Origin of the sequence: Deinococcus sedimenti, assembly GCF_014648135.1 — a bacterium.
In the GTDB taxonomy this organism is placed as follows: Bacteria; Deinococcota; Deinococci; order Deinococcales; family Deinococcaceae; genus Deinococcus; species Deinococcus sedimenti.
On the sequence record NZ_BMQN01000002.1, the window covers coordinates 269677 to 291497 of the forward strand.

16 protein-coding genes and 1 tRNA gene are annotated in these 21821 nt (G+C 70.0%); 9 read left to right on the forward strand and 8 right to left on the reverse strand.

Features of this window, described 5'->3' with window-relative positions; translation table 11 throughout:
• The first annotated feature begins 66 nt into the window (after positions 1 to 66).
• On the forward strand, positions 67 to 1758 hold the full coding sequence (locus tag IEY69_RS08060; protein ID WP_308425451.1) for an outer membrane protein assembly factor BamB family protein: 1692 nt from the start codon (positions 67 to 69) through the stop codon (positions 1756 to 1758).
• 299 nt (positions 1759 to 2057) lie between these two features.
• Here IEY69_RS08060 and IEY69_RS08065 read toward each other — a convergent pair.
• A tRNA-Ala gene (locus IEY69_RS08065) sits at positions 2058 to 2133 on the reverse strand.
• Positions 2134 to 2258: 125 nt separating this feature from the next.
• On the opposite strand from IEY69_RS08065, the gene guaB reads away from it, so the two are divergent.
• Positions 2259 to 3755, forward strand: a complete 1497-nt coding sequence (gene guaB / locus IEY69_RS08070) for an IMP dehydrogenase (RefSeq protein WP_189072626.1) — start codon at positions 2259 to 2261, stop codon at positions 3753 to 3755.
• Positions 3756 to 3846: 91 nt separating this feature from the next.
• A complete protein-coding gene (gene trhA, locus IEY69_RS08075) occupies positions 3847 to 4491 on the forward strand; it encodes a PAQR family membrane homeostasis protein TrhA (RefSeq protein ID WP_189072627.1) in 645 nt (214 codons plus the stop codon).
• A gap of 67 nt (positions 4492 to 4558) precedes the next feature.
• Here trhA and IEY69_RS08080 read toward each other — a convergent pair whose 3' ends face one another.
• The 3 genes from IEY69_RS08080 to IEY69_RS08090 are packed head-to-tail and all read right to left on the reverse strand — an operon-like array spanning position 4559 to position 7592.
• Positions 4559 to 5182 (reverse strand): site-2 protease family protein, encoded by a 624-nt coding sequence (locus IEY69_RS08080; RefSeq protein ID WP_046843007.1) that lies wholly within the window; start codon positions 5180 to 5182, stop codon positions 4559 to 4561.
• Between the two features lie 11 nt (positions 5183 to 5193).
• Complete coding sequence (locus IEY69_RS08085) at positions 5194 to 6318, reverse strand: tRNA nucleotidyltransferase/poly(A) polymerase family protein (protein WP_229783748.1); 1125 nt, start codon at positions 6316 to 6318, stop codon at positions 5194 to 5196.
• Complete coding sequence (locus IEY69_RS08090; RefSeq protein ID WP_189072628.1) at positions 6315 to 7592, reverse strand: S1C family serine protease; 1278 nt, start codon at positions 7590 to 7592, stop codon at positions 6315 to 6317. Before IEY69_RS08090 ends, IEY69_RS08085 begins: the two co-directional genes overlap by 4 nt.
• A gap of 62 nt (positions 7593 to 7654) precedes the next feature.
• On the opposite strand from IEY69_RS08090, the gene IEY69_RS08095 reads away from it, so the two are divergent.
• Both IEY69_RS08095 and IEY69_RS08100 read left to right on the forward strand, forming a co-directional pair.
• The gene (locus IEY69_RS08095; protein WP_189072629.1) at positions 7655 to 8686 is read left to right on the forward strand and encodes a nucleotidyltransferase domain-containing protein; all 1032 of its coding nucleotides are present in this window, start codon (positions 7655 to 7657) and stop codon (positions 8684 to 8686) included.
• A gap of 78 nt (positions 8687 to 8764) precedes the next feature.
• Complete coding sequence (locus IEY69_RS08100; protein WP_189072630.1) at positions 8765 to 11299, forward strand: ExeM/NucH family extracellular endonuclease; 2535 nt, start codon at positions 8765 to 8767, stop codon at positions 11297 to 11299.
• A gap of 61 nt (positions 11300 to 11360) precedes the next feature.
• On the opposite strand, the gene hslO is transcribed toward IEY69_RS08100, so the two are convergent.
• Positions 11361 to 12269 (reverse strand): Hsp33 family molecular chaperone HslO, encoded by a 909-nt coding sequence (hslO, locus tag IEY69_RS08105; protein ID WP_189072631.1) that lies wholly within the window; start codon positions 12267 to 12269, stop codon positions 11361 to 11363.
• A 376-nt stretch (positions 12270 to 12645) separates the two neighbouring features.
• Between hslO and IEY69_RS08110 the strand changes: the two genes are divergently transcribed.
• The 3 genes from IEY69_RS08110 to IEY69_RS08120 all read left to right on the forward strand — a co-directional run bounded on the left by IEY69_RS08110 (position 12646) and on the right by IEY69_RS08120 (position 18051).
• Complete coding sequence (locus IEY69_RS08110; RefSeq protein ID WP_189072632.1) at positions 12646 to 14388, forward strand: ABC transporter substrate-binding protein; 1743 nt, start codon at positions 12646 to 12648, stop codon at positions 14386 to 14388.
• 74 nt (positions 14389 to 14462) lie between these two features.
• A complete protein-coding gene (locus IEY69_RS08115) occupies positions 14463 to 15149 on the forward strand; it encodes a response regulator (protein ID WP_189072633.1) in 687 nt (228 codons plus the stop codon).
• Positions 15150 to 15165: 16 nt separating this feature from the next.
• Positions 15166 to 18051 (forward strand): GAF domain-containing sensor histidine kinase, encoded by a 2886-nt coding sequence (locus IEY69_RS08120; RefSeq protein WP_189072850.1) that lies wholly within the window; start codon positions 15166 to 15168, stop codon positions 18049 to 18051.
• 144 nt (positions 18052 to 18195) lie between these two features.
• Here IEY69_RS08120 and IEY69_RS08125 read toward each other — a convergent pair whose 3' ends face one another.
• Both IEY69_RS08125 and IEY69_RS08130 read right to left on the reverse strand, forming a co-directional pair.
• Complete coding sequence (locus tag IEY69_RS08125) at positions 18196 to 18741, reverse strand: VOC family protein (RefSeq protein WP_189072634.1); 546 nt, start codon at positions 18739 to 18741, stop codon at positions 18196 to 18198.
• A 16-nt stretch (positions 18742 to 18757) separates the two neighbouring features.
• Positions 18758 to 19786 carry a YkoP family protein gene (locus IEY69_RS08130; protein WP_189072635.1) on the reverse strand — a complete coding sequence of 343 codons (1029 nt, stop codon included), beginning with the start codon at positions 19784 to 19786 and terminating at the stop codon, positions 18758 to 18760.
• A gap of 182 nt (positions 19787 to 19968) precedes the next feature.
• Here IEY69_RS08130 and IEY69_RS08135 point away from each other — a divergent pair, with 182 nt between their 5' ends.
• Positions 19969 to 21150, forward strand: coding sequence for a glycosyltransferase (locus IEY69_RS08135; protein ID WP_189072636.1), 1182 nt, complete (start codon positions 19969 to 19971; stop codon positions 21148 to 21150).
• On the opposite strand, the gene IEY69_RS08140 is transcribed toward IEY69_RS08135, so the two are convergent.
• The gene (locus IEY69_RS08140) at positions 21110 to 21784 is read right to left on the reverse strand and encodes a glycosyltransferase family 2 protein (RefSeq protein WP_189072637.1); all 675 of its coding nucleotides are present in this window, start codon (positions 21782 to 21784) and stop codon (positions 21110 to 21112) included. The genes IEY69_RS08135 and IEY69_RS08140 overlap by 41 nt on opposite strands.
• Positions 21785 to 21821: the final 37 nt, after the last annotated feature.

Consider the following 21821-nt stretch of genomic DNA (forward strand, 5'->3'; position numbering starts at 1 on the left):
TAAAGGGTGTGTAAAGGAGCCCAATCGAACATGAGAAATACCCACGTTTTGCCAGCTGCCCTCCTGATGACATTGACTGGTTTTCACGCTGCCAGCGCTCAGAGTGTCCCCTCACCCACGCCTCAGTTCACCGCGCCCAAGGTCGACGTGTTCAAGGAACTGCGCGTCATTTCCGGCGTGACCGTCTCCCCGAACGGCGACCTCACCTTCGTGGGATCCGACGCGAAGATCCACCGCACCGACGCCACAGGCAGTGAAAAGTGGGTCTACACGGTCGGTGACATCGGCCGCGCGTACCCGGTCGTGACGCCGCAGGGCGTGACGATCGCCGCGTCCTACGACGACACCGTGTACGCCCTCGATCCGGCCGGCAAACTCCTGTGGAAGCAGAAACTGGACGGGGACATCTACGCCACGCCCGCGCTGCGCATCGACGGCAGCGTGATCGTCGCCACGGCCGGCGGCAGCGTGCACGCCCTGAGCGCCGCCGGGAAACTCCTCTGGTCGTACAAGGTGGGCTCGCCGGTGTTCAGCAGCCCCGCCATCGGTCCGGACGGCACCATCTACTTCGGGTCGCAGAACAACCGCATGAACGCCCTGACCGCAGACGGGAAACCGAAGTGGACGTACTCGGCCGGTTCGCTGGTGTTCAGCTCCCCGGCGGTCGGTCCGGACGGCAGCGTGTACTTCGGCAGCAGCGACCGCCGCATTCACGCCGTCACGCCCGACGGGCAGCCCAGGTGGACGGTCCTGACCGGCCTGTTCGTGAACGCCAGCCCGATCATCACGAGCGGCGGGCTGGTCGTGGTGGGCAGCTACGACGGCAGCGTGTACGCCGTGAACACCACCGGCGAGACCGAATGGACGTACCGGGCCGGGGCGGGCATCGCGGGCAGTGCCGTGGAACTCAGCGACGGCAGCGTCCTCGTTGCGGACCTGAGCGGCACCGTGCACGCCATCGGGAAGGCCGGGCAGGCCCTGTGGCAGCTGAAGACCGGCAAGAAGATCGACACGGGCATCAGCGTCAGTGACCAGGGCAGTCTGTACTTCGTGACGGACGGCGGCGGCCTGAACATCCTGCAGAAGCAGCGGCCCCTGGCGGTCGGCCCCTGGACGACCTTCCACGGCGCGCCGAATCCCGTGGGTCGCGTCCCGACGCCGGTGGAACTTCAGGCGCAGACGCAGGCGCGCCGCGCCGCCGCGAGTGCCGTGATCGCGGCCCTGAAGCCCAGTACCACCGCGACGACTGCCCCGGCTCAGCCCGCGCGTCCCCCGCAACCCACTCAACCGGCTGCGCAGCCCACGCGGCCCGCTCAATCCACGCAGCCCACCCAACCGACCCAGCCCAGTCAGCCGGTGCGTCCGGCGCAGCCCGCCCAGCCCGCCGCACCGGCCCTGACGCCCGCTCAGTTCGCCGCGGCGGCGGGACAGAAGGCACGTGTAGCCGACGGTCAGCTGTTCCTGCCGCTGACCGAGGTGGCCGGCGCGCTGGGCCTGGACGTGCGGAACGTGACCGTCCGCACCGCAACCCTGCGCGTGAAGGGACAGAACCTGCCCGTCACCGTGCGCATGCTGGACCGCGCGGCCTTCGTGCCACTGGCGGCCCTGGCTGACCTGCCGGACGCTCAGGCCCGCCTGACCCGCACCCCCACCGCCGGCATCACGCTGACCGTGGACGGTCGCTCGGCGGTGTTCCCGGTCGCCGTGGCAGGCCTGCTGAGCCTGCAGTCCCCGCCGGAATTCGCCAGCCCCCGCTGAACGGAACCCTCCGGGCGCCCCTGGAACCGGCAGCGAGAAGGCTGGTTCCAGGGGTGCTCTCTGACAGCGGTGTCCAGTTCCATTGAAGGGCCAAAGGCACGCCCCTCAATTCCACCTCCAACCGCTGATGGCGGCGGGTCCTCGCGCTGCTCGTTTTAGAGAGACTGAGGGGTTTTCTCAGTCTCTCTGAAAACCGCTGTGAGTGCAGGTCGCCGGGTGCAACCGGGCACGTCACCCGCCGCACGGGTGGGCCGCGTCAGGGCATGAAAAAACCCGCCGGATTCCGGCGGGCTGTCCTGTGGTGGAGTCGAGGGGGATCGAACCCCTGACCTCGTCATTGCGAACGACGCGCTCTCCCAGCTGAGCTACGACCCCATGAGGCGAGAGGGAATGTAGCACGCGCCCGACAGGCGTGCAAGAGGTCCGGTGCGCGTGCGGGCGGTCAGGTGGCATGGACACGGTCACCTTACGCCCCGGCGTGAAGGTTTACACTCGCCAACATGAGTGCGCCCGCCACGCCCGCCCCCGCAGACACGCAGGACCGTTTCAGCTACAAGTTCGGCCAGGACGGCATCACCTTCGACGACGTGCTGCTGCAGCCCCGCCACTCGCAGGTGCTGCCGCACGAGGTGGACCTGGGCGCGCAGCTCACGAGGCGCGTCCGCCTGAACATCCCGTTCGTGTCCGCCGCGATGGACACCGTCACCGAGACGAACATGGCCGTCGCCATGGCCCGCGAGGGCGGCATCGGCGTGATCCACAAGAACATGCCGATCGACGCGCAGGCCGAGATGGTCCGCAAGGTCAAGCGCAGCGAGAGCGGCATGATCGTCGACCCGATCACCCTCCCGCCGCACGCCACCGTCGGCGAGGCCGACCGCATGATGGGCGAGTACCGCATCAGCGGCGTGCCCATCACCGACCCGCAGGGCAAACTGCTGGGCATCATCACCAACCGCGACATGCGCTTCGTGGACGACCTGAGCACCCCCGTGCGGGACGTCATGACCAGCCAGAACCTCGTGACCGTCCCGGTGGGCACCACGCTGGAGGAAGCGCAGGAGATCTTCAAACGCCACCGCATCGAGAAACTGCTGGTCGTCGAGGGCGAGGCGCTGCGCGGCCTGATCACCATCAAGGACCTCACCAAACGCGTGAAGTACCCCCGCGCCGCCAAGGACAGCATGGGTCGCCTGCGGGTGGCGGCCGCGATCGGCGTGGGCGCCGACCTGATGGACCGCGCGGGCGCGTTGGTGCAGGCGGGCGTGGACGTCCTCGTGCTGGACAGCGCGCACGGGCACAGCCAGGGCATCCTGAACGCCCTGAGCCGCGTCAAGGAGACCTTCGACGTGGACGTCATCGCCGGGAACGTCGCCACCCGCGCCGGGGCGCGCGACCTGATCCTCGCCGGGGCGGACGCCGTGAAGGTCGGCATCGGGCCGGGCAGCATCTGCACCACCCGCGTCGTGACCGGCGTGGGCGTCCCGCAGATCACCGCGATCTTCGAGGCGAGCAGCGCCGCGCTGGAAGCTGGGATTCCCATCATCGCGGACGGCGGCATCAAGCAGACCGGCGACGTGCCCAAGGCCATCGCGGCGGGCGCGAGCGTCGTCATGATGGGCAGCATGCTCGCCGGGACCGACGAGGCCCCTGGCGAGAGCATCCTGCGCGACGGCCGCCGCTACAAGAGCTACCGCGGCATGGGGTCCCTGGGCGCCATGGATCAGGGCAGCGCCGACCGCTACTTCCAGAGCGGCAGCCGCAAATTCGTCCCCGAAGGCATCGAGGGCATCGTCGCGTACAAGGGCACCGCCGGGGAGGTCATCTACCAGTTCGTGGGCGGCCTGCGCTCCTCCATGGGGTACTGCGGCGCGCCCGACCTGGGCACCCTGCGCGACACGGCGCAGTTCGTGCGCATCACCGGTGCCAGCCTGGTGGAAAGCCACCCGCACGGCGTGACCATCACCAAGGAAGCCCCCAACTACGGCGGGCGTTAACGCAGAGGAGTGAGCGGGCTGGGACGGGGCGCACCTGCACTCCGTCCCAGCTGACAGACTGTCATCATGTCCGGGGGGTAAGGTGGACGGTATGAAGCGCCTGCTCACCGCACCCCGCGAACCCGTGAACGCCCTGACCCACTGGGGCGGCGCGCTCGCCGCGCTGATCGTTCTGGGGCCGCTGCTGACCTGGGCGCACTCCCGCGGTCTGACCCTGTGGCCGTTCGTGGTGTTCAGCGTCAGCATGGTCGCCCTGTACGCCGCCAGCGCCAGCTACCACTCCTTCCGCCCCACCGAGCGGGGGCTGCTGTGGCTGCGCAAACTCGACCACGCGGGTATCTTCCTGCTCATCGCGGGCAGCTACACCCCGGTGGCGTACTACGGCCTGGACGGCGTGTGGCGCGACGCCGTGCTGTGGCTGGTGTGGGGCATCGCCCTGAGCGGCATCGTCCTGAAACTCGTCACCATGCGCCTCCCACGCTGGATCAGCACCGCGCTGTACCTGGGGATGGGCTGGCTGGCCCTGCTGTTCATGCCCAAGTTCGTCCACACCCTCAGCCCCGGCGCGCTGTTCTGGCTCGCGGCGGGCGGCGTGCTGTACTCCATCGGGGCCGTCATCTACGGCACGAAACGCTGGAATCCGCGCCCCGGCGTGTTCGGCTTCCACGAGATCTGGCACCTGTTCGTCCTCGCCGGGACCGGCGCGCACGTCGCCATGATGTTCCACCTGGGCTGAAACAGCACAACAAGAAGCGGGCCGGAGGTGACAGTGCACCCTCCGGCCCGCTCCCTGTCCGGCGGGGTTACAGCACGACGCTCAGCAGTCCGTTGCGGATCGTGGCGATCAGCTGGCCCAGCTGGTCACTGAACAGGAAGATGAACACCATGACGATCACGAAGCTGAACGGCTGCGCCTCGAACTGAGAGAGGCTGCGTCCCAGCGACGGCACCAGCCCACCCACGATGCGGCTGCCGTCCAGCAGCGGAATGGGCAGCAGGTTGAAGATCGCCAGGCCCAGGTTCACGCTGAGCACCGTGAACAGGAAGGTGGCCAGCGTGCCGCCCGCCAGCAGCGTCTCGCGCGGCACGACCGCGATGATGCCCACGCACACCAGCGCGATCAGCAGGTTGCTCAGCGGGCCCGCCGCCGCCGTCCAGAGGGTGCCCCAGCGGCCCAGGTTGTTCGGGTTGATCGGCACGGGCCGCGCGAACCCGAACGGCGCGAACAGCAGCAGCAGCGACCCGATCGGGTCCAGGTGATTGATGGGATTCAGCGTCACCCGCCCGAAGCGGCGCGGGGTGGGGTCGCCCAGCCGGTCGGCGGTCCAGGCGTGCGCGAACTCGTGAAAGGCCAGCGACAGCAGCAGCGCGGCCGCCACGATCAGGAACGCCAGCGGATCGCTAGACAGTAGAGAGATGAGACCCATACCCCGGCATTCTAGAGGTTGACGTGCGGGCCTTTCGTCGCCAGGAATGCCTTCAGGGCTGCGCGCTCGTCATCGGGGCTGCGGACCTGCCCGGCGCGGCGCAGCGCGGCGAGGTGACCCAGCGCCTCGCCCACGCCCCGGCCCGGCGGGACGCCCAGCGCCAGCACGTCCCGCCCGGTCAGCGGCGGGTACGCGTCCGGGCGCAGCAGGGTGCGCAACTCGCGTTCCGGGGTGCCGCCGGGGAACGGCGTGTCGGACAGCGCGCGTTGTAGCAGCGCGGCGGGGCGGTCCCCCAGGCTCAGGCGCTCCGCGAGCGCGCCGGGGTCGGGGGCGGCGTGCAGCAGGGCCGCCGCGTACGCCGTGAACGGCACCCCTGCGCCCGCGGCGCGCCGGGCGTCCAGGGCGTCCAGCAGCGCCGTGTCGGGCAGCAGCGCCCCGGCGCCCCAGCCGCGCAGCACGCCCGCCGCGCGGCCCGGCCGGGGCTCGTGCAGCAGCAGGCGCAGTTCCGCCCACAGGCGCGGCGTCCGGTCCGCCACCGCCACGGCGTCCGGCACCAGGGCCAGCAGGTCCGGATGGGCGCGCAGGTTCAGCCGCGCCGCCAGCCGCGCCCCCCGCACCAATCGGCTGGCGTCCTCGTGGAACGAAGCGGCGTGCAGGGGCCGCAGCACGCGCGCGCGCAGGTCCTCCAGGCCCCCGACCTCGTCCAGCAGCGTCCGTGCGCCGGTGGGGGAGAGGTGCAGCGCCAGCGCGTTCAACGCGAAATCCCGCCGCCGCAGATCATCCGCCAGCGTGCCCGGCATCGGTACCGGGTTCCCGCCCGGCACCGGGTACGACTCCCGCCGCGCCCGCACCAGATCCACCGCCCGCCCGTCCGGAAGGGTGACCGTGGCATTTCCGAACGCCGGGTGGAACACGGACGGCAGACCCGTCGCGCCGGCCAGGGCCTCCACGTCCCCGTCCGGGATGACCACGTCCAGATCCAGCGGCGTGCCGCCCAGCAGCGCGTCCCGCACCGCGCCGCCCACCAGCGCCACCCCTCCCGCGCCCGCCCGCGCCGCCAGGGTCAGGAGCCACGCGCGGTCATCGGCGCGCAGGTGCGCCCACGCGGCCTCCGCCACCCCGGCGGGGTGGATCACTGCCCGGTGCGGACCGTGAACGACGACGCGTCCAGCGTCACCTTCACCTCACGCGTCGCCTCGCCACGCACGACCGTCAGCGTCACGGTGTCCCCCTCCTTCTTGTCGATCAGCGCCGCCTGCAGGTCTTCCAGCGCGTCCACCGGCTCCCCGTCCGCGCGGGTGATCACGTCACCGCCCAGCAGGATCACCCCACCCCGGAACTCCTGCTGCCTGGTCCCGGCCCGCAGACCCGCGCGCGCCGCCGGGCTGCCCGGCTCCACCTGCCCCACCACCAGCCCCTGATCCGGCAGGCCCAGCTGCCGCTTCCCGGCACTGGACAGCACACTCAGCCCCACCGGCAGCAGGCCCTGACGGCTCTGCACCGCCAGCCCACCCCGGATCCCGATGCCCGGCGCGTTCACCTCGCCTCCCTGCGCCGCCTGCAGTCTGGGCAGGAGGTTCCTCGCCGTGTCGATCGGAATGGCGAACCCCACCCCGGCACTCTGGCCCACGCCGCCCCCCTGACCCGCCGGGGAGTAGATCTGCGTGTTGATGCCGATCACACGCCCACCACTGTCCAGCAGCGGCCCCCCGCTGTTCCCCGGGTTGATCGCCGCGTCCGTCTGGATCGCCTTCTGCGTGATGCCCTGCCCGTTCGCCCCGCCGAACCCGATCGGGATCTGCCGCGCGGTGCTGCTCACGATGCCTTCGGTGACGCTGAAATCCAGCCCGAACGGCGCTCCCATCGCGATCGCCTTCTGCCCCACCTTCAGCGAGGCGCTGCTGCCCAGCGGAATCGGGCGGATCAGGTTCTTCTTCAGGCCCGGCGCGCGGATCAGCGCCAGATCGTACTGCGGCGCGAGCCCCACCACCTGGGCGGGCACGCTGCCCTCCTGACCCATCACGCGCACCGTGATCTTCGCCGCCGCGCCATCCGACCCCTCACCCGCCACCACGTGGTAATTCGTCAGGATGTCGCCCGCGTCGTTCACGAAGAAACCGCTGCCCACGCCACGCTGCACCTCCTCCTGACCGCCACCGAACATCATCGCGAACGGATCCTGCGGCACGACCTCCTCGGTGCTGATGAACACCAGCCCCGGCTCGAAACGCCCCACGACATCAATGGTGTTCTGCTCGTTCTGGAGGCGGGCGCCCGGCTCGTTCAGCGGCGCGGCCGCCGGGGCCGTGCCCTGCTGCGCCGACCCCAGCGGCACCTGATCCCGTAGCAGCGTCGCGCCCAGTCCCAGGCCCACCAGCACCAGCAGCACCCCCACACCCTTACCCTTCATGAGGCGCATTATCCGCCAGAGGACGCATGCTGGATGGGCCGCCCCTGTGCTCTGCTTCATCCATGACGCTCGAACAGGCCGCCCGTGACCTCCGAACGCACCTGGGTGACTTCCTCGACCGCAACCGCACCGACGGCGTTTTTCATATTCAGCCCGGCGGACCCGGCAGCGTTCCGGCCCTGACTGACCTGGACGTGCCCGAGTTGCACCTGGACCTGCTGCCCGAAACCCCTACCGACGCGCAGCGCGCCGCCCTGACCCGCCTCGGCTACCAGCGCCACGACGATCGCACCTGGACGCACCCCGGCGGGTGGCGCCTGATCCTCCCCGACCACGGCAGCGGCTGGCGCGCCGAACAGGCCGCGCTACGAGACCTCCTCCTTCACGACCCTGGCGCCGCCCGCGCCTACCGCGCCGCTCACCAGCAGGGGGGACGCGCGCACGCCGACGCCACCATGCGTCCCGCCGCCCTGGCCCACCACGCCCGCACCGTCGGCCTGACCCCCGCCCGGCAGATCACCCAGCTGCTGACTCCGCTGGACGCTCCGTGGATGATCGCCGCCGGGTACGCCCTCGACCTGCACCTCGGCCACACCGCGCGGCCTCACGACGACCTCGACGTGATCCTCCCCCGCGACGTCCAGACCCAGCTCCCCGACCTACTGCGCGGCTGGCGACTCGACACGCCCGTGGACGGCACGTACCAGCCCTACGTCGCTCCCCTGGATGCGCCCCACCACCAGATTCACGCCCGCCACCCCGACCTGCGCGGCGTCCTGATGCTCGACGTCCTCCTGACCGACCTCAGCGGCGACACCTGGCGCTACCGCCGCGACCCCCGCGTGACCCTCCCCCTCCACCGCGCGCGGAAGGTCAGCCCCGACGGGCTGCCGTACCTCACCCCGGAAGCCGTGCTGCTGTTCAAGGCAGGCACCGCCGGACGCGACCCGCGCGGCAAGGACGAGACCGACTTCCAGCGCGTCCTGCCCACCCTGACGGGAGAGGCCCGCGCGTGGCTGCACGACGCCCTGAATCGCACGAGTCCAGACCACCCCTGGCTAACCGAGCTGGGCTCTGTGACCCCGCAGTCATGATGACCGCCTGACGTGGCGAACGCAGGCTACAGGCAGTACAATTCTGTGCATTCTCAAATCGCATCCACTGGAGCCCATATGAACAAGACCGTGACGTGCAGCGCCGCGCTGCTGGCCCTGACTTCCCTCCTGGCCGCCTGCAACCCCGCCCCGACCCCCCCCACCTACACCTGCCCTGCCGGGGCCACCATCACCAACATCGCCGCCGTGCAGGGCACGACCGACACCAGCCCCCTGGCCGGTCAGACCGTCACCGTCCGTGGCGTCGTGACGCTCGACGCCCAGGCGGGCCTCAGCGGCTTCTACGTGCAGGACATCGCCCCCGATCAGAAGGCCGACACCAGTGACGGCGTGTTCGTGTACACCGCCACGACCCCCCGAACCGTGAAGGTCGGCGAGGTCGTCGAGGTCACCGGAACCGTCAAGGAATTCAGTGGACTGACCGAAATCGACACGGTGACCACCCTGACCTCCTGCGGCACCACCAGCCTGCCGGGCGCCACCGCCGTCACGCTGCCCGCCGCCTCGGCCACCGCGCTCGAAGCGACCGAAGGCATGCTCATCACCATCAAGCAGCCCCTGACGGTCACCGACACGTTCACCCTGGGCCGCTTCGGGGAACTCGGCCTGTCCAGCGGCGGACGCCTGTTCAACCCCACCAACGGTCAGGGCGGCGACGCCACCAGCAACAAGCTGCGCACCATTCGCCTGGACGATCTGAGCAGCAAGCAGAACCCGGAAACCATTCCCTACCTGACCAGCAGCGACCCGCAGACCGCCACCCGCCGCGCCGGCGACACCGTCAGCGGGCTGGAAGGGGTCCTGCACTACGCCAACGGCAACTACAAGGTGCAGCCCACCAAAACGCCTGCCTTCACGGCCAGCAACCCCCGCACCACTGCGCCCAAAGAAGTGGGCGGCAGCATCAAGGTCGCCGGCGCCAACGTCCTGAACTACTTCACGACGCTCGGCAGCGCCGGGCGTGGTGCCAGCAACCCCAATGAATTTGCCCGCCAGAAAGCCAAGATCGTGGCCGAACTGCGCGCCCTGAACGCCGACGTCATCACGCTGATGGAAGTTGAGAACAACAGCGAAACGGCCCTCAACGACCTGGTCACCGCCCTGAACACCGCCAGCGGCCGCACCGAGTACGCCAGCGTCAAGACCGGTACCGTCGGCACGGACGCCATCCGCGTCGCGATCATCTACCGCCCTGACCGTGTGGATGCCGTGGGTGCCGCGCAGATCGACACGGCCACCGTGTACTCCCGCCCGCCCGTCGCGCAGACCTTCCGCGACCGCGCCGGCAAGGGCATCTTCACCGTCATGGCCAACCACTTCAAGAGCAAGGGCAGCTGCCCCACCAGCGGCGACACCGACCAGGGACAGGGCTGCTGGAATCAGCTGCGCGTCGAGCAGGCCAAAGCAGTGCTGGCCTTCGCTGACCGCCTGAAAGTGACCGACCCGGACGTCCTGGTCATGGGAGACCTGAACGCCTACGGCGCCGAGGACCCCATCAAGACCATCGAAGCGGCCGGATTCGAAAGCCTGAACAAACGCATTCCTGCCGAGGACCGGTACAGCTACCAGTTCAACGGTGAATTCGGCTACCTGGACCACGCCCTGTCCAGCGCCGCCCTCGCCGCCCAGGTCACAGGCATCACCGAGTGGCACGTCAACAGCGACGAACCCGTCATTCTCGACTACAACACCGAGTTCAAGAAGAACCCCGACTGCACGGCGGCGTCCTGCACCAGCCCCGACCTGTACGCGCCCACCCCCTACCGCAGCAGTGACCACGACCCCGTCCTGGTCGGCCTGAACCTGAAAGCCGACGCTGACCCCGTCCTCCCCCTGACCGTGCAGGCCAGCGGTGCCAGCAGCGTCACGGCCGGTCAGCCCTACACCCTGACGTACACCACCGGCGGCGGCCCGGACAGCGTCAGCGTCACCTGGGGGGACGGCAGCAGCGATACCCTGAACGTCGCGGGCGGCACAGCCACCCACACCTACGCTGCAGCTGGGACGTTCACCGTGACCGTCACCGCCAAGCGTGGCGCCACGGAGACCACTAGCACCAAGCAGGTAACCGTGCAGAGCGTCGTGGAAACCGGCAGCGTGTACTTCAGCGAGTACGTCGAGGGCACCAGCAGCAACAAGGCGATCGAGATCTACAACGGGAAAAACGTGCCGGTCGCTGCGGGTACCCTCACGGTGAACCTGTACAGCAACGGGGCGACCACGCCCAGCCCCAGCAACGTGTTCACGCTCGCCGCGACCATCGCACCGGGCGCGACGTACGTCATCGTCAACCCCAGTGCGGTCGCGGCGCTCAAGGCCTACGCGAACGCGCAGAGCACCGTCACGAACTTCAACGGTAATGACGCGTTGGAACTCGTCCTGAATGGCCAGCGAGTCGACGTGCTGGGCCAGATCGGGTTCGATCCTGTCACGGCGTGGGGCGCGGGCATGACCTCCTCCACCATGGATAAGACGCTGCGTCGCAAGGCATCGATCACCAGCGGCGACGCGAACGGCTCGGATGCGTTCGATCCTGCTGTGGAGTGGGACGGCTTCGCGGCCGACACGTTCGACGGACTCGGCGTGCGCTGAGTTATCCAGGCGGCGTGAAGGGCGGACCCGTCAGGGATCCGCCCTTCACCCTGCCTACCGGTCAGGCCTGGGCGCGCAGGGGCTGTTCGTCCAGCGCGGCGATCTCGTCTGGTGTCAGCTGGTAGCGTTCGTTGCACCAGTGGCACACGATTTCCTGGCCGCCGGTGTCGATCATGTCCTGGCGTTCGGCGGCGGTGAAGAACTTCAGGCTGTCGGCGGCGCGGTCGCGGGAGCAGCGGCATTCGAACCGGGCGGCCTGTGCGTCGGGGGCGAGGTGCAGGTCGAGTCCTTCGGTGGCGCGCTGGATGGCGGTCAGCAGGCCGCCCTGGCGGAGGCTGTCGGTCAGCTGGCCCATGGCGCGGATGTTCGCTTCCAGTTTCGCGAGGGTCTCGTCGGTGACGCCGGGCATCGCCTGGACGAGAAGACCGCCGGCGTGCGCGACGCGGCCGCCTTCCTCGTACACGCCGAGCAGAACGGCGTTGGGGATCTGTTCGGACACGCCGAGGTACATGCTGACGTCCTCGGCGATCTCGCCGCTGACGAGGGTGGCGCTGCCGGTGTAGGGTTCGCCGTTGTCGAGGAGGCGGGTAACGCCGATCTCGCCGTCGGTGCCGACCAGTCCGCCGACGTCGAGTTTGCCGTCGCGCTCGCGGACGGGCAGGTCGGCGTCGGGGTGGCGGACGTAACCGCGGACGCGGCCGTCGGCGCTGCCCTCGGCGACGACCCAGCCGACGGGGCCGCCGCCCTCGACGCGGACATTGACGCGACTGTCCGTTTTCTTGCCGAGCACGATGGCAAGGAGGGCGCTGGCGGTCATGGTGCGGCCCAGTGCGGCGGTGGCGGTCTTGGAGAGGCCGTGGCGGACGCGGGCGTCTTCAGTGATGCGGGTGGAGTCCATGCCCACGAGGCGCAGGGTGCCGTTGGCGGCCACGCCACGGAGGATGAACGAGTCGGGCAGAGGGGCAGTCATCCCGACACCTTAACGAATGGGGCGGGTTTCGGCTGTGCAGGTGCTCCCAATCCGGCGAGAGCATGTGAGAGGGGCGGAGCGTGCAGCGCGGGCGGACAGCAGAGAGTGGCGGGGCGTTGGGGCGTCTCCCAGTCGGGGACAATCGTGATATCCCTCTCTGTTCCTTATGCGGTACCTTCAGCGTTCTGGCGGGGAAGTCTCACGTGGTCTTCCTAGCATGAGAGGCCATGACGGCCACGAGTGGGACGTCCGCGCCCCGCGCGCGGCCGGCTCCTGACGCTCCTGTTTTCTTCGACTCCTGTCAGGTGCCCACTTCTTGCCCGACCCGCCAGTTATTCCGGGAGCGGACCGCCCGCTCCTGACGTAAGGAGTCCGAATGAAGAACAAGACCCTCAGCGCCGTGGCGCTGGCCACACTGTCCCTGACCCTCGCCGCCTGCAACAACAAGCAGGCTGGCGGCGCCGAAAGCACCCTGGTCATCCAGCAGTCCGCCGACATCCTGACGCTCGACCCGGGCACCACCTACGACACGTCCAGCGGTCAGATCGTCGAGAACATGTACGAGACCCTGGTCGGGTACGAAGGCAACGACATCACGAAGGTCGTGCCGGTCCTCGCCACCGAGTGGCAGGAAGGGCAGGACGGCAGGGAGTACCGCTTCACCCTGCGGGACGGCGTGAAGTTCCACACCGGCAACGACTTCACGTGCGCGGACGCCGAGTACACCATCCGACGTAACCTCGTGACGAACACCGCCGACAGCGGCAACTGGTTCCTTGCCGAGAGCCTGCTGGGCACCCCCAGCAACGCCAACGACGACACCAGCATCACCTGGGCCAAGATCAGCAGCGCCGTCAAGTGCGACGGGAACACCCTGATCTTCACGCTGCCTGCCGTGGACCCGGCGTTCATGACCAAACTGGCGTACATCGGCCAGGGCATCGTGGACAGCAAGCACGCCCAGGAAGTCGGCGAGTGGGACGGGACCGAAGCCACCTGGAAAGAATGGGTGGGCAAGGACATCCTGGGTAGCGAGCTGAGCAAGCAGCCCAGCGGCACCGGCGCGTACAAGCTGGTCAACCGCGATGCGAACGCCATCACCCTGACCGCCTTCGACGGGTACTGGGGCGAGGACAAGCCCCAGATCAAGAACGTGATCCTGCAGAAGGTGCCTGAAGAGGCTGCCCGCGTGCAGGCGTTCCTGAAGGGCGACGCGGACTTCATCGAGGTGCCCCGCGCGATCATCAGCAGCCAGCTGCAGGGCAAGCCCGGCGTGGCCGTGCTGGATGACCTGACGAACACCACCGCCGCCGGGTTCAGCATGAACCAGAAGATCGAGGCGGGCAGCGGCATGATCGGCAGCGGCAAGCTCGACGGTCAGGGCGTCCCCACCGACTTCTTCAAGGACGCCGACGTGCGCCGCGGCTTCGTGGCGTCCTTCGACGTGCCCACGTACATCGAGCAGGTGCAGGAAGGCAAGGGCACGGCCCGCAACTTCCTGCTGCCCGACTCCTTCCCCGGGTACGACAGCAACCTCGAAGCGGCGAAGTTCGATCCTGAACTCGCCAAGGCCGCCTTCCAGCGCGCCTGGGGCGGACAGGTCTGGGACAAGGGCTTCACGGTCAACGTCTCCTACCGCGCCGGAGCCCAGACCCAGCAGACGGCCATGGAACTGCTGAAGAAGAACATCGAAGCCCTGAACCCCAAGTTCAAGGTGAATATCGTCGCCAAGGAATGGAGCGAACTGATCAGCTCCAAGAACGTGCCCAAGGAAGCGATGGTCATGACCGCCTGGGCGCCCGACTACGCCGACCCGGACAACTTCGTGTCCACCTTCTACGCCAGCAACGGCTACTACGCCCCGCGCATCAACGCGCAGGACGCGCAGATCGACGGCTGGATCAAGGAGGCGCGCAGCACCACCGACACGGCCCGCCGCGACGAACTGTACGCGCAGATCGCCAAGCGCGCTCTGGACGAGGCGTACTACATCAACATGCCCGCCCAGCCGAACGTGTTCCCGTACCGGGACAACATCAAGGGGGTCAGCGCCGATACCTTCAACCCCATGATCGCCTTCACCAGCGGCACGTACTGGAAGAACCTCAGCAAGGAGTAATCCCCGCTGTCTGAACAACCGCCTCGGCCACACGGCTGAGGCGGTTGTTCGTGCCGCCGGGCTATCCTGCGGGCATGCTCGACGCCGAAACCCTCGAAGCCGGTTCCACGCGCCCCATCACGCTGCTGCTCGTGGATGACCACCCGGTCGTGCGCAAGGGCACGCGTGAACTGCTGGAAAGCGAGGCGGACCTGCGCGTGATCGGCGAGGCAGGCAGCGGCGAGGAGGCCATCCTGCGCGCGCGGGAACTGACGCCCGACGTGATCCTGATGGACGTCAGTATGCCCGGCATGAACGGCATTGACGCCACCCGCGCCATCAAGGCCGAGCGGCCCGGCGTGGGCGTGCTGGTCCTGACCAGCTACGACGACGACGCGTACGTGTTCGCGCTGCTGGAGGCGGGCGCCGCCGGGTACCTGCTGAAGAACGCCTCTGAAGACGACTTGCTCGGCGCCGTGCGCGCCGTGGCCGCCGGGGAGAGCGCGCTGCACCCCAGCGTGGCGAAGAAGGTCCTGGAACGCTTCAGCACCCACACCACCCCCACGCCCCCCGAGGACGACCTGAGCCCCCGTGAACTGGAGGTGCTGCGCGTGGCTGCCACCGGTCGCACGAACAAGGAGATCGCCCGGGACCTGGACATCAGCCCCCGCACCGTGCAGGTGCACCTGGCGAACATCTTCTCCAAGCTGGGGGTCGGGAGCCGCACCGAGGCGGTCCTGTACGGCATCAAGCGCGGCTGGATCGACCCGAAGAACCTGTAGGCGGCGCGTGACCGGGATGCTTCCACCCTTCCCGATGGCCCTCTCGCAGGCGGGCAGCGTGGCCGCGTTCGCCCGCGAACTCGCCGCTTACGCCTGCCCGGTGCTGCACGCGCACGGCGTCCGCGTGTGGGTTGTGCAGGACGCCGCCCTGACGCCCGCTGCCGAGGAGGGGCGTGGCCTGGCCCTCAGCGACGGCACCCTGGCACAGGAAGCCCTGACCGTCGGGGTCCTCATGGAGGACGGCATGCTCTCGGCCCTGCCGTTCGGCTGCGGCGTGCTGGAAGCCGTGGGCGCCAGCCCCGAGGGCCTGCACGCCCTGCTGGGCGCCGCGCCCCTGCTGGCCCTGGCGGTCGAGGGCGTCCAGGCCCGCGAGGCCAGGCGCGGCCACGGCCGCATCGCCGAGACCGTCGAGGGCCTCGTGCGGCGCCTGGGCGGCAGCCTGGACCTGCCCGAGGTCCTGACCGTCACCGCGCAGAGCGCCGCGCTGGCCCTGGGGTTCCGCCGGGCGTTCGTGGCGCTGTTCAGCGAATTTCAGGAGGGCGGCCGCGCCCGCACCGGCGAGGTCTTCACGCACGGCTTCGACGAGGAATTTCGCGGCGGGATCGGCGTGGGTCCCGTCACCTTCGAGGCCCTGGTCCGGCGCGGCGAGGCCATCCGCTTCGAACGGCTCCGCGACGCCGGCACCCCCCTGGCCCGTGGCCTGGAGGAACTCGCGCCGCACGCTGCCGTCATCGCACCCCTCTCGGCCCGCGGGCAGGCCCTGGGACTGCTGTACGTGGATACCCAGCAGCCCGGCGCGGGGGCCAGCGAGGACGACGCGCGGCTGGTCCTCGCGCTGGCCGAGCAGGCGTCCCTGGCCATCGACAACGCCCGCCTGTACGGCATCGAGACCCGCAAACGCGAGGCGGCCGAGGCGCTGCGCGAGGCAGGTGCCGCCCTGGCGGGCAGCCTGCACCTGAGTGACACCCTGACCCGCGTGCTGGAACGCGCCACGACCCTCTTCCACGCGGACGCCGCCGCCGTGTACGAACGACAGCCCGACGGGCGCACCGTGAACATCCGTTCCGCCGTGGGCCTCCCGAACGAGTACATGCTGCGCGTGCGCGCCAAGGTCGGCCTGGGCGTCACCGGGCGCGCCATCGCCGAGTGCCAGCCGGTCGCCGCGCGCGACCTCACGCAGGCGCACCTGGGCGGCAGCAGCCGCTATACCCGGCAGCTGCTGGCCGCCGGACGCTACCCGTACCGGGGCGTGATCAGCCTGCCCCTGACCACCCGCGCGGGCGTGTTCGGCGCGCTGACCCTGTACTGGCAGAACGAACTGCCCCTGGACGCCGACGATCAGGCGCTGGCTGCCGTGTTCGCGTCGCAGGCGGGGCTGGCGATCGAGAACGCGCGCCTGTACGAGGAGGAACTGCGCCGCGAGAACGAGGCCGCGCTCCTGCTGAACCTGGGCCGCAGCCTCAGCGAGGACCAGAGTGACGCCGCCCTGGCCGACGCAGCCCGTCTGGTCACGCACGCCATGAACGCCACGCGCGCCCTGATCGCCCTGAGCGACGACACCGGCGCGTTCACGCGCTGCGCGACGTACAACATTCACGTGCCGCCGCAGGCGGACCTGCACGCCCTGGCCGCCCAGCTGGGCCGCGGCGCCCGCGCCCTCACGCGCCGCTACACCCTGGCCGTCGCGGGCAGCGGCCTGATCGTCCCCCTGCGGGCCGAGGCGCAGGGCGAGCGCGGCGAGGACCTCCTGCTGGGCTTCCTGTACCTCGACGATCCGGGCACCGAGGCCCCCGGCGAGCACCTGCTGGCCCTGGCGCGCAGCGTCGCCGACCAGATCACCCAGACCCTCGTGCGCGAACGCCTCCTGACCGAACTGGAACGCCAGGAAGCCCGCTACCGCCAGCTGGCCGAGGGCGCCCACGACCTGATCATCAGCACCGACGCGAGCGGGACCATCACGTACGCCAACCCGGCCGCCGGGACGCTGCTCGAACCCCTGACCGGGCCGCTGCCCGGCGCGAACTTCCTCGACCTGCCCACGCCCGACACCCGCCCCGCCCTGCGCGCCGCGTGGGCCAGCGCCCGGCGCGCCTCCCGCGGCAGCCGCAGCGAAGTGCAGATCGGCCCGCACCGCCTGGAACTGCGCGTGGGCGTCATGGACGGCGGGCGCGGCGTGCTGATCGTCGGGCGGGACCTCTCCGAACTCCAGACGCTCGCCGACGAGATCGCCCGGCGCGGACAGGCGCTGGAGGCCGCCACCAGCCGCACCGTCGAGATGCGCACCTTCCTGACGCTGTTCACGCAGGCGCAGGAGGAGGAACGCCGCCGCATCAGCCGCGAACTGCACGACGACACCGCGCAGGTCCTGACCGCCACCACCCGCCGCGTCGCCCGCCTCGCCCGCGAACTCGACGGGCCGCAGAAGGACCGCGCCGACGACATCCTCGCTGACCTGAACGCCGCCATCGACGGCGTGCGCCGCTTCGCCCGCAACCTCCGCCCCAGCGTGCTGGACGACCTGGGCCTCCTCCCGGCTCTGGAGTGGCTGGCCACGCAGGCCGCCACGCCCACCCGCCTGGAGGTCAGCGGGCAGGAACGCCGCCTGGACTCCGCGACGGAACTCACGCTGTTCCGCCTGTCGCAGGAGGCCCTGAACAACGTCGACAAGCACGCCGGGGCCCACACCGCCGCCATCCGCGTGGCGTTCCAGGCCGGGCACGTGCAGGTCGCCATCCGCGACGACGGCCGGGGCTTCACCACCGATCAGGCACAGGAACGCGCACAGGCCGGTCACCTGGGCCTGATCGGCCTGCGTGAACGCGTCGCCCTGACCGGCGGCACCCTGGACGTGGACAGCAGCCCCGGCGCGGGCACCACCCTGACCTTCACCCTGCCCGGCTGAGCAATCGGCTCATATGGACTCCGGTTGAAAGGTTTGCAAAATCTTTCAACCCGAGCGGAGCGAGGAGGAGAGAAACGGGTTCCGGTCGTGGAGTTGGCAACCCGGTGTGGTTCCGGGTTGTCAACGAAACAAGCGGAATCCGTATCAGCGGCGCAGCAGGTCCTCGATGGCGTCGGCCAGATGCTCGGGGCTCAGGTGGGCGTCTCCGCGCGCCACGCGCAGTTCATAGGCGCGGCGCAGCACGTCTGCGTCCCGCCAGCCTTCGGGCGTCTGGAACTTGTAGCAGGCCAGTTCGACCTTCATGCCGTTCGGATCGCGGAAGTAGATGGAATCCATGAAGCCCCGGTCGCGTTCCAGCACCTCGATCCCGCGTGCCCGCAGCCGCGCCGGGGCGAGCTGGAAAGTCGCGCGGGACACGGTGAACGCCAGATGCTCCACGGTGCCCGGCTCACGCGGGGCGTCTCGCCCGGCGTCCACGCGGCCCTCGTCGGTGAAGACGGTCAGCAGGCGGCCGTCGCCGGGGTCGAAGTACAGGTGGTTCTCGGCGGGGTTGCCGAGGTTCGGCTGTTCGAACACGAATGGCATGCCCAGCACGCCCTCCCAGAAGTCCAGGGTGCTCTGGCGGGTGGAACCGACGATGGTGACGTGATGCAGGCCCTGCACCTGCACCCGGGGGTCGCTGCGGGTCATGCGTCAGGCTACCGCGTCAGCCGTAGCGCTTCAGGAACTCGTCGCGGGGGAGCCACGCCATTTTCGGGGTGTCCTCGCTGGGCGCGCGGGTCGTGCCGTACGCGACGCGCAGCAGCCGGAAGCCCAGCCCGTACCAGCGGGCCGTGGCCGGGGGGAGGTCCAGCAGCGTGAAGCCCGCCTGCGCCAGCGGCGCGTGGAAGAGGGTCACCGCGAACACCGCCTGCGCGTCCTGCAACTCCGGGCGCTCCTGCAACGCCGCGCCGACGTCGCGCAGGCTGCGCAGGTACGCACGGTACGCGGTCAGGGCGCTGCGGGACGCGAGGCCCACGATGCGCGGCGAGTGCAGGTGCAGTTCCGCCGTGTGGGCGCTGCGCGGCAGGGGCAGCGGTGCGGGCGCGTGGTCCAGCGGCGCGACCCGCATGACGGCGTCGGCGCGCTGCGCGAGGTCAATCACGCCATGCTGCCGCGCGAAGCGGTCCTCGACCAGCCGCATGTACCCGCGCAGGAACAGGTCGCGGCCCGTGCCCGTCCGCAGGTCCGGCACGTCACGCACCGGGACGGCGCGGTAACCCAGGCGCTTCAGGTCCGCCAGCAGCGCGGGCAGCTGAGCGGGGGTGGCGGTCAGCAGTGCCCCCGGCGCGGGCCGGTCGGCCGTGGGGGGCAGCGCATGCAGGCCTCGCCGGCCCAGCGCCGCCAGTGTCCGCAGGTCCGGCGGGGTGGCCCAGGTGGTGACCGGCTGCCCGGCCAGGACGTCCAGCAGTGAGGCCCCGGCCGGGTTGCCCTGCCCCCCGACCTCGTGCTCGGCGAGGTCCGCACGGTCCGCCTCGCGGGCCAGGGCAGGCGAGAGGAGCAGTGTGGCGCGCACCCCCGCTTCATTCAGGACGTACAGGGCGTCGGACAGCTCGGCGCGGGTCGTCACGGGCACACTCAGGCCGACGCGTGGATCGCCCGGGTGACCACCCTGCCACGCGCCGCCCTGACCGGCCCGGAGCGCCGCGCGCAGGGCCGCGCCGCCCGGCTGCAGAAGAGGGGAGTGTGGGGGCATCGGCGTCGACTGTAGCGCGCTTGGGGGGGCAGATGAGCGGCGCGCGTCACCCACCCCCGGAGCGTGAGGCTGATTTCTGAGCCTACTCTCATGTCCGGCGTCGTATGCTCCTGTCTAGTGATGCTTCAGGAATCCTTAAACTTTCCCGTGGGGCGTGTCACCCTGACCCGAGGCGGAACCGCATGAGGCCGCTGCGGATCGGTCTGTTCACCGACACGTTCCTGCCGGATCAGAACGGTATCGTGACCAGCGTGGCGCTCCTGAGCGACGAGCTGCGCGCCCAGGGACATCACGTGGACGTGGTGGCCCCGGACTTCCCCGAGCACATCGACACCCGCAGGGACGTCATGCGCGTCGACAGCATCCGGTACATGTTCCTGCCCACCTACCGGCTGGCGTGGCCCACCCGTAAGGACTTCACGCACCGCTACGACGTCATCCACACGCACACGCCCCTGACGCTCGGTCTCGCTGGCGCCCGGCTGGCCCGCAAGTGGGATATCCCGCACGTCGCCACGTACCACACGCACATCGAGGCGTACACGCACTACGTCCCCGGCATGACGACCCTGCAGCACCACACCGGCGTCGTCACCCGGGCCATGGCCCTGCACTACGGCAAGGCCGACGCGGTCATCACCCCGACCGCCGGCATGATGGACGTCCTGGCCGCCATGAAGGTCCGCAACCCGGTCGTGATTCCCACCAGCATCGACCCGCGCGTCCTGAACGCCGCGCCCGCCGTGCAGAGCCCCTGGCCGGAAGGAAAACGCCGCCTGCTCAGCGTGGGCCGACTCGCGCGTGAGAAACGCTTCGATCACGTTCTGGACACCCTGGCCGGACTGCCCGACGCGCACCTCGTCCTGCTCGGCGAGGGCCCGGAACGCGACCACCTCGAAGCGCACGCTGCCCGCATCGGCGTAGCGGACCGCGTGACCTTCCTGGGCGTGCGGCCCTGGACTGACATCGGCGCGTTCTACCGCCTCGCAGAACTGTTCGTGTTCGCCAGCGATACCGAGACGCAGGGACTGGTGCTGCAGGAAGCCCAGCTGATGGGCGTGCCGGTCGTCGCGGTCGGGGCGCGCGGCACCCTCAGCGGCGTCGCGCACGAACGCAGTGGGTACCTCGTCACGCCCGGCGATGTGAACGCCCTGATCGCCTACAGTCGCGACGTCCTGACTGACCCGGCGCTGTGGGCGCGCCTGTCAGCGGGTGCGCGCAGCTTCGGGGTGAGCACCACTCCGCACGGCGTGGCGCAGCGCGTCCTGGACGTCTACAGCCACGTGCTCGGCATGCCGCGCGCCATCGCCTTCCCTGACGAGATCAGCGGTCATCCCCGAAGTACCCTCGCGTATGACCAGTGATGTTCCTCACGTGCTGCCACAGGAAGGGCAGCACGCCCCGGTCCAGGCGCCGCGCGCTCGTCTCCACCAGCGCGCGGCGCACGTAGGCGATCTCGCCGGTGCGGGCCAGTTCCTCGCCCAGGATCACGTCCTCGTACGCCTCCACCTGCGGGTACCCGCCCACCAGGAGCGCCGCCTCTCGCGAGAAGGCCATGTTCGCGCCCGCCAGATTTGGGCGCCCGATCACGCGCGCCACGTGCAGGAACGCGCTGTAACTCGTTCCCGACGCCAGCGCCCAGTGCCGCGCCACACCGGAAAACCGCATCGGGCCGTACAGGGCCGTGCGGCCCGGCGCGGCCCCGTTCAGGGCCTCCAGCCAGTGCGGGACCGGCAGCGAATCGGCGTCCGTGCTGGCCACCCAGTCCGTGCGCGCCGCCTCCAGACCCATCTGACGGGCGCGGGCCACACCCCGCTCCTCGCAGCGCAGCACCCGCGCGCCGGCTGCCCGGGCGATTTCCATGGTCGCGTCACGGCTGCCGTTATCGACCACGATCACCTCGCGAGGCGGGAGGGTCTGCCGTTCCAGCGCGCGCAGCGTGAGGGGCAGGTACTTCGCCTCGTTGCGGGCGGGAATGACAACCGTGAACTCGGGCACCTTCACACCCTAGCAGGCCGGGACGAATGTGCCCAGG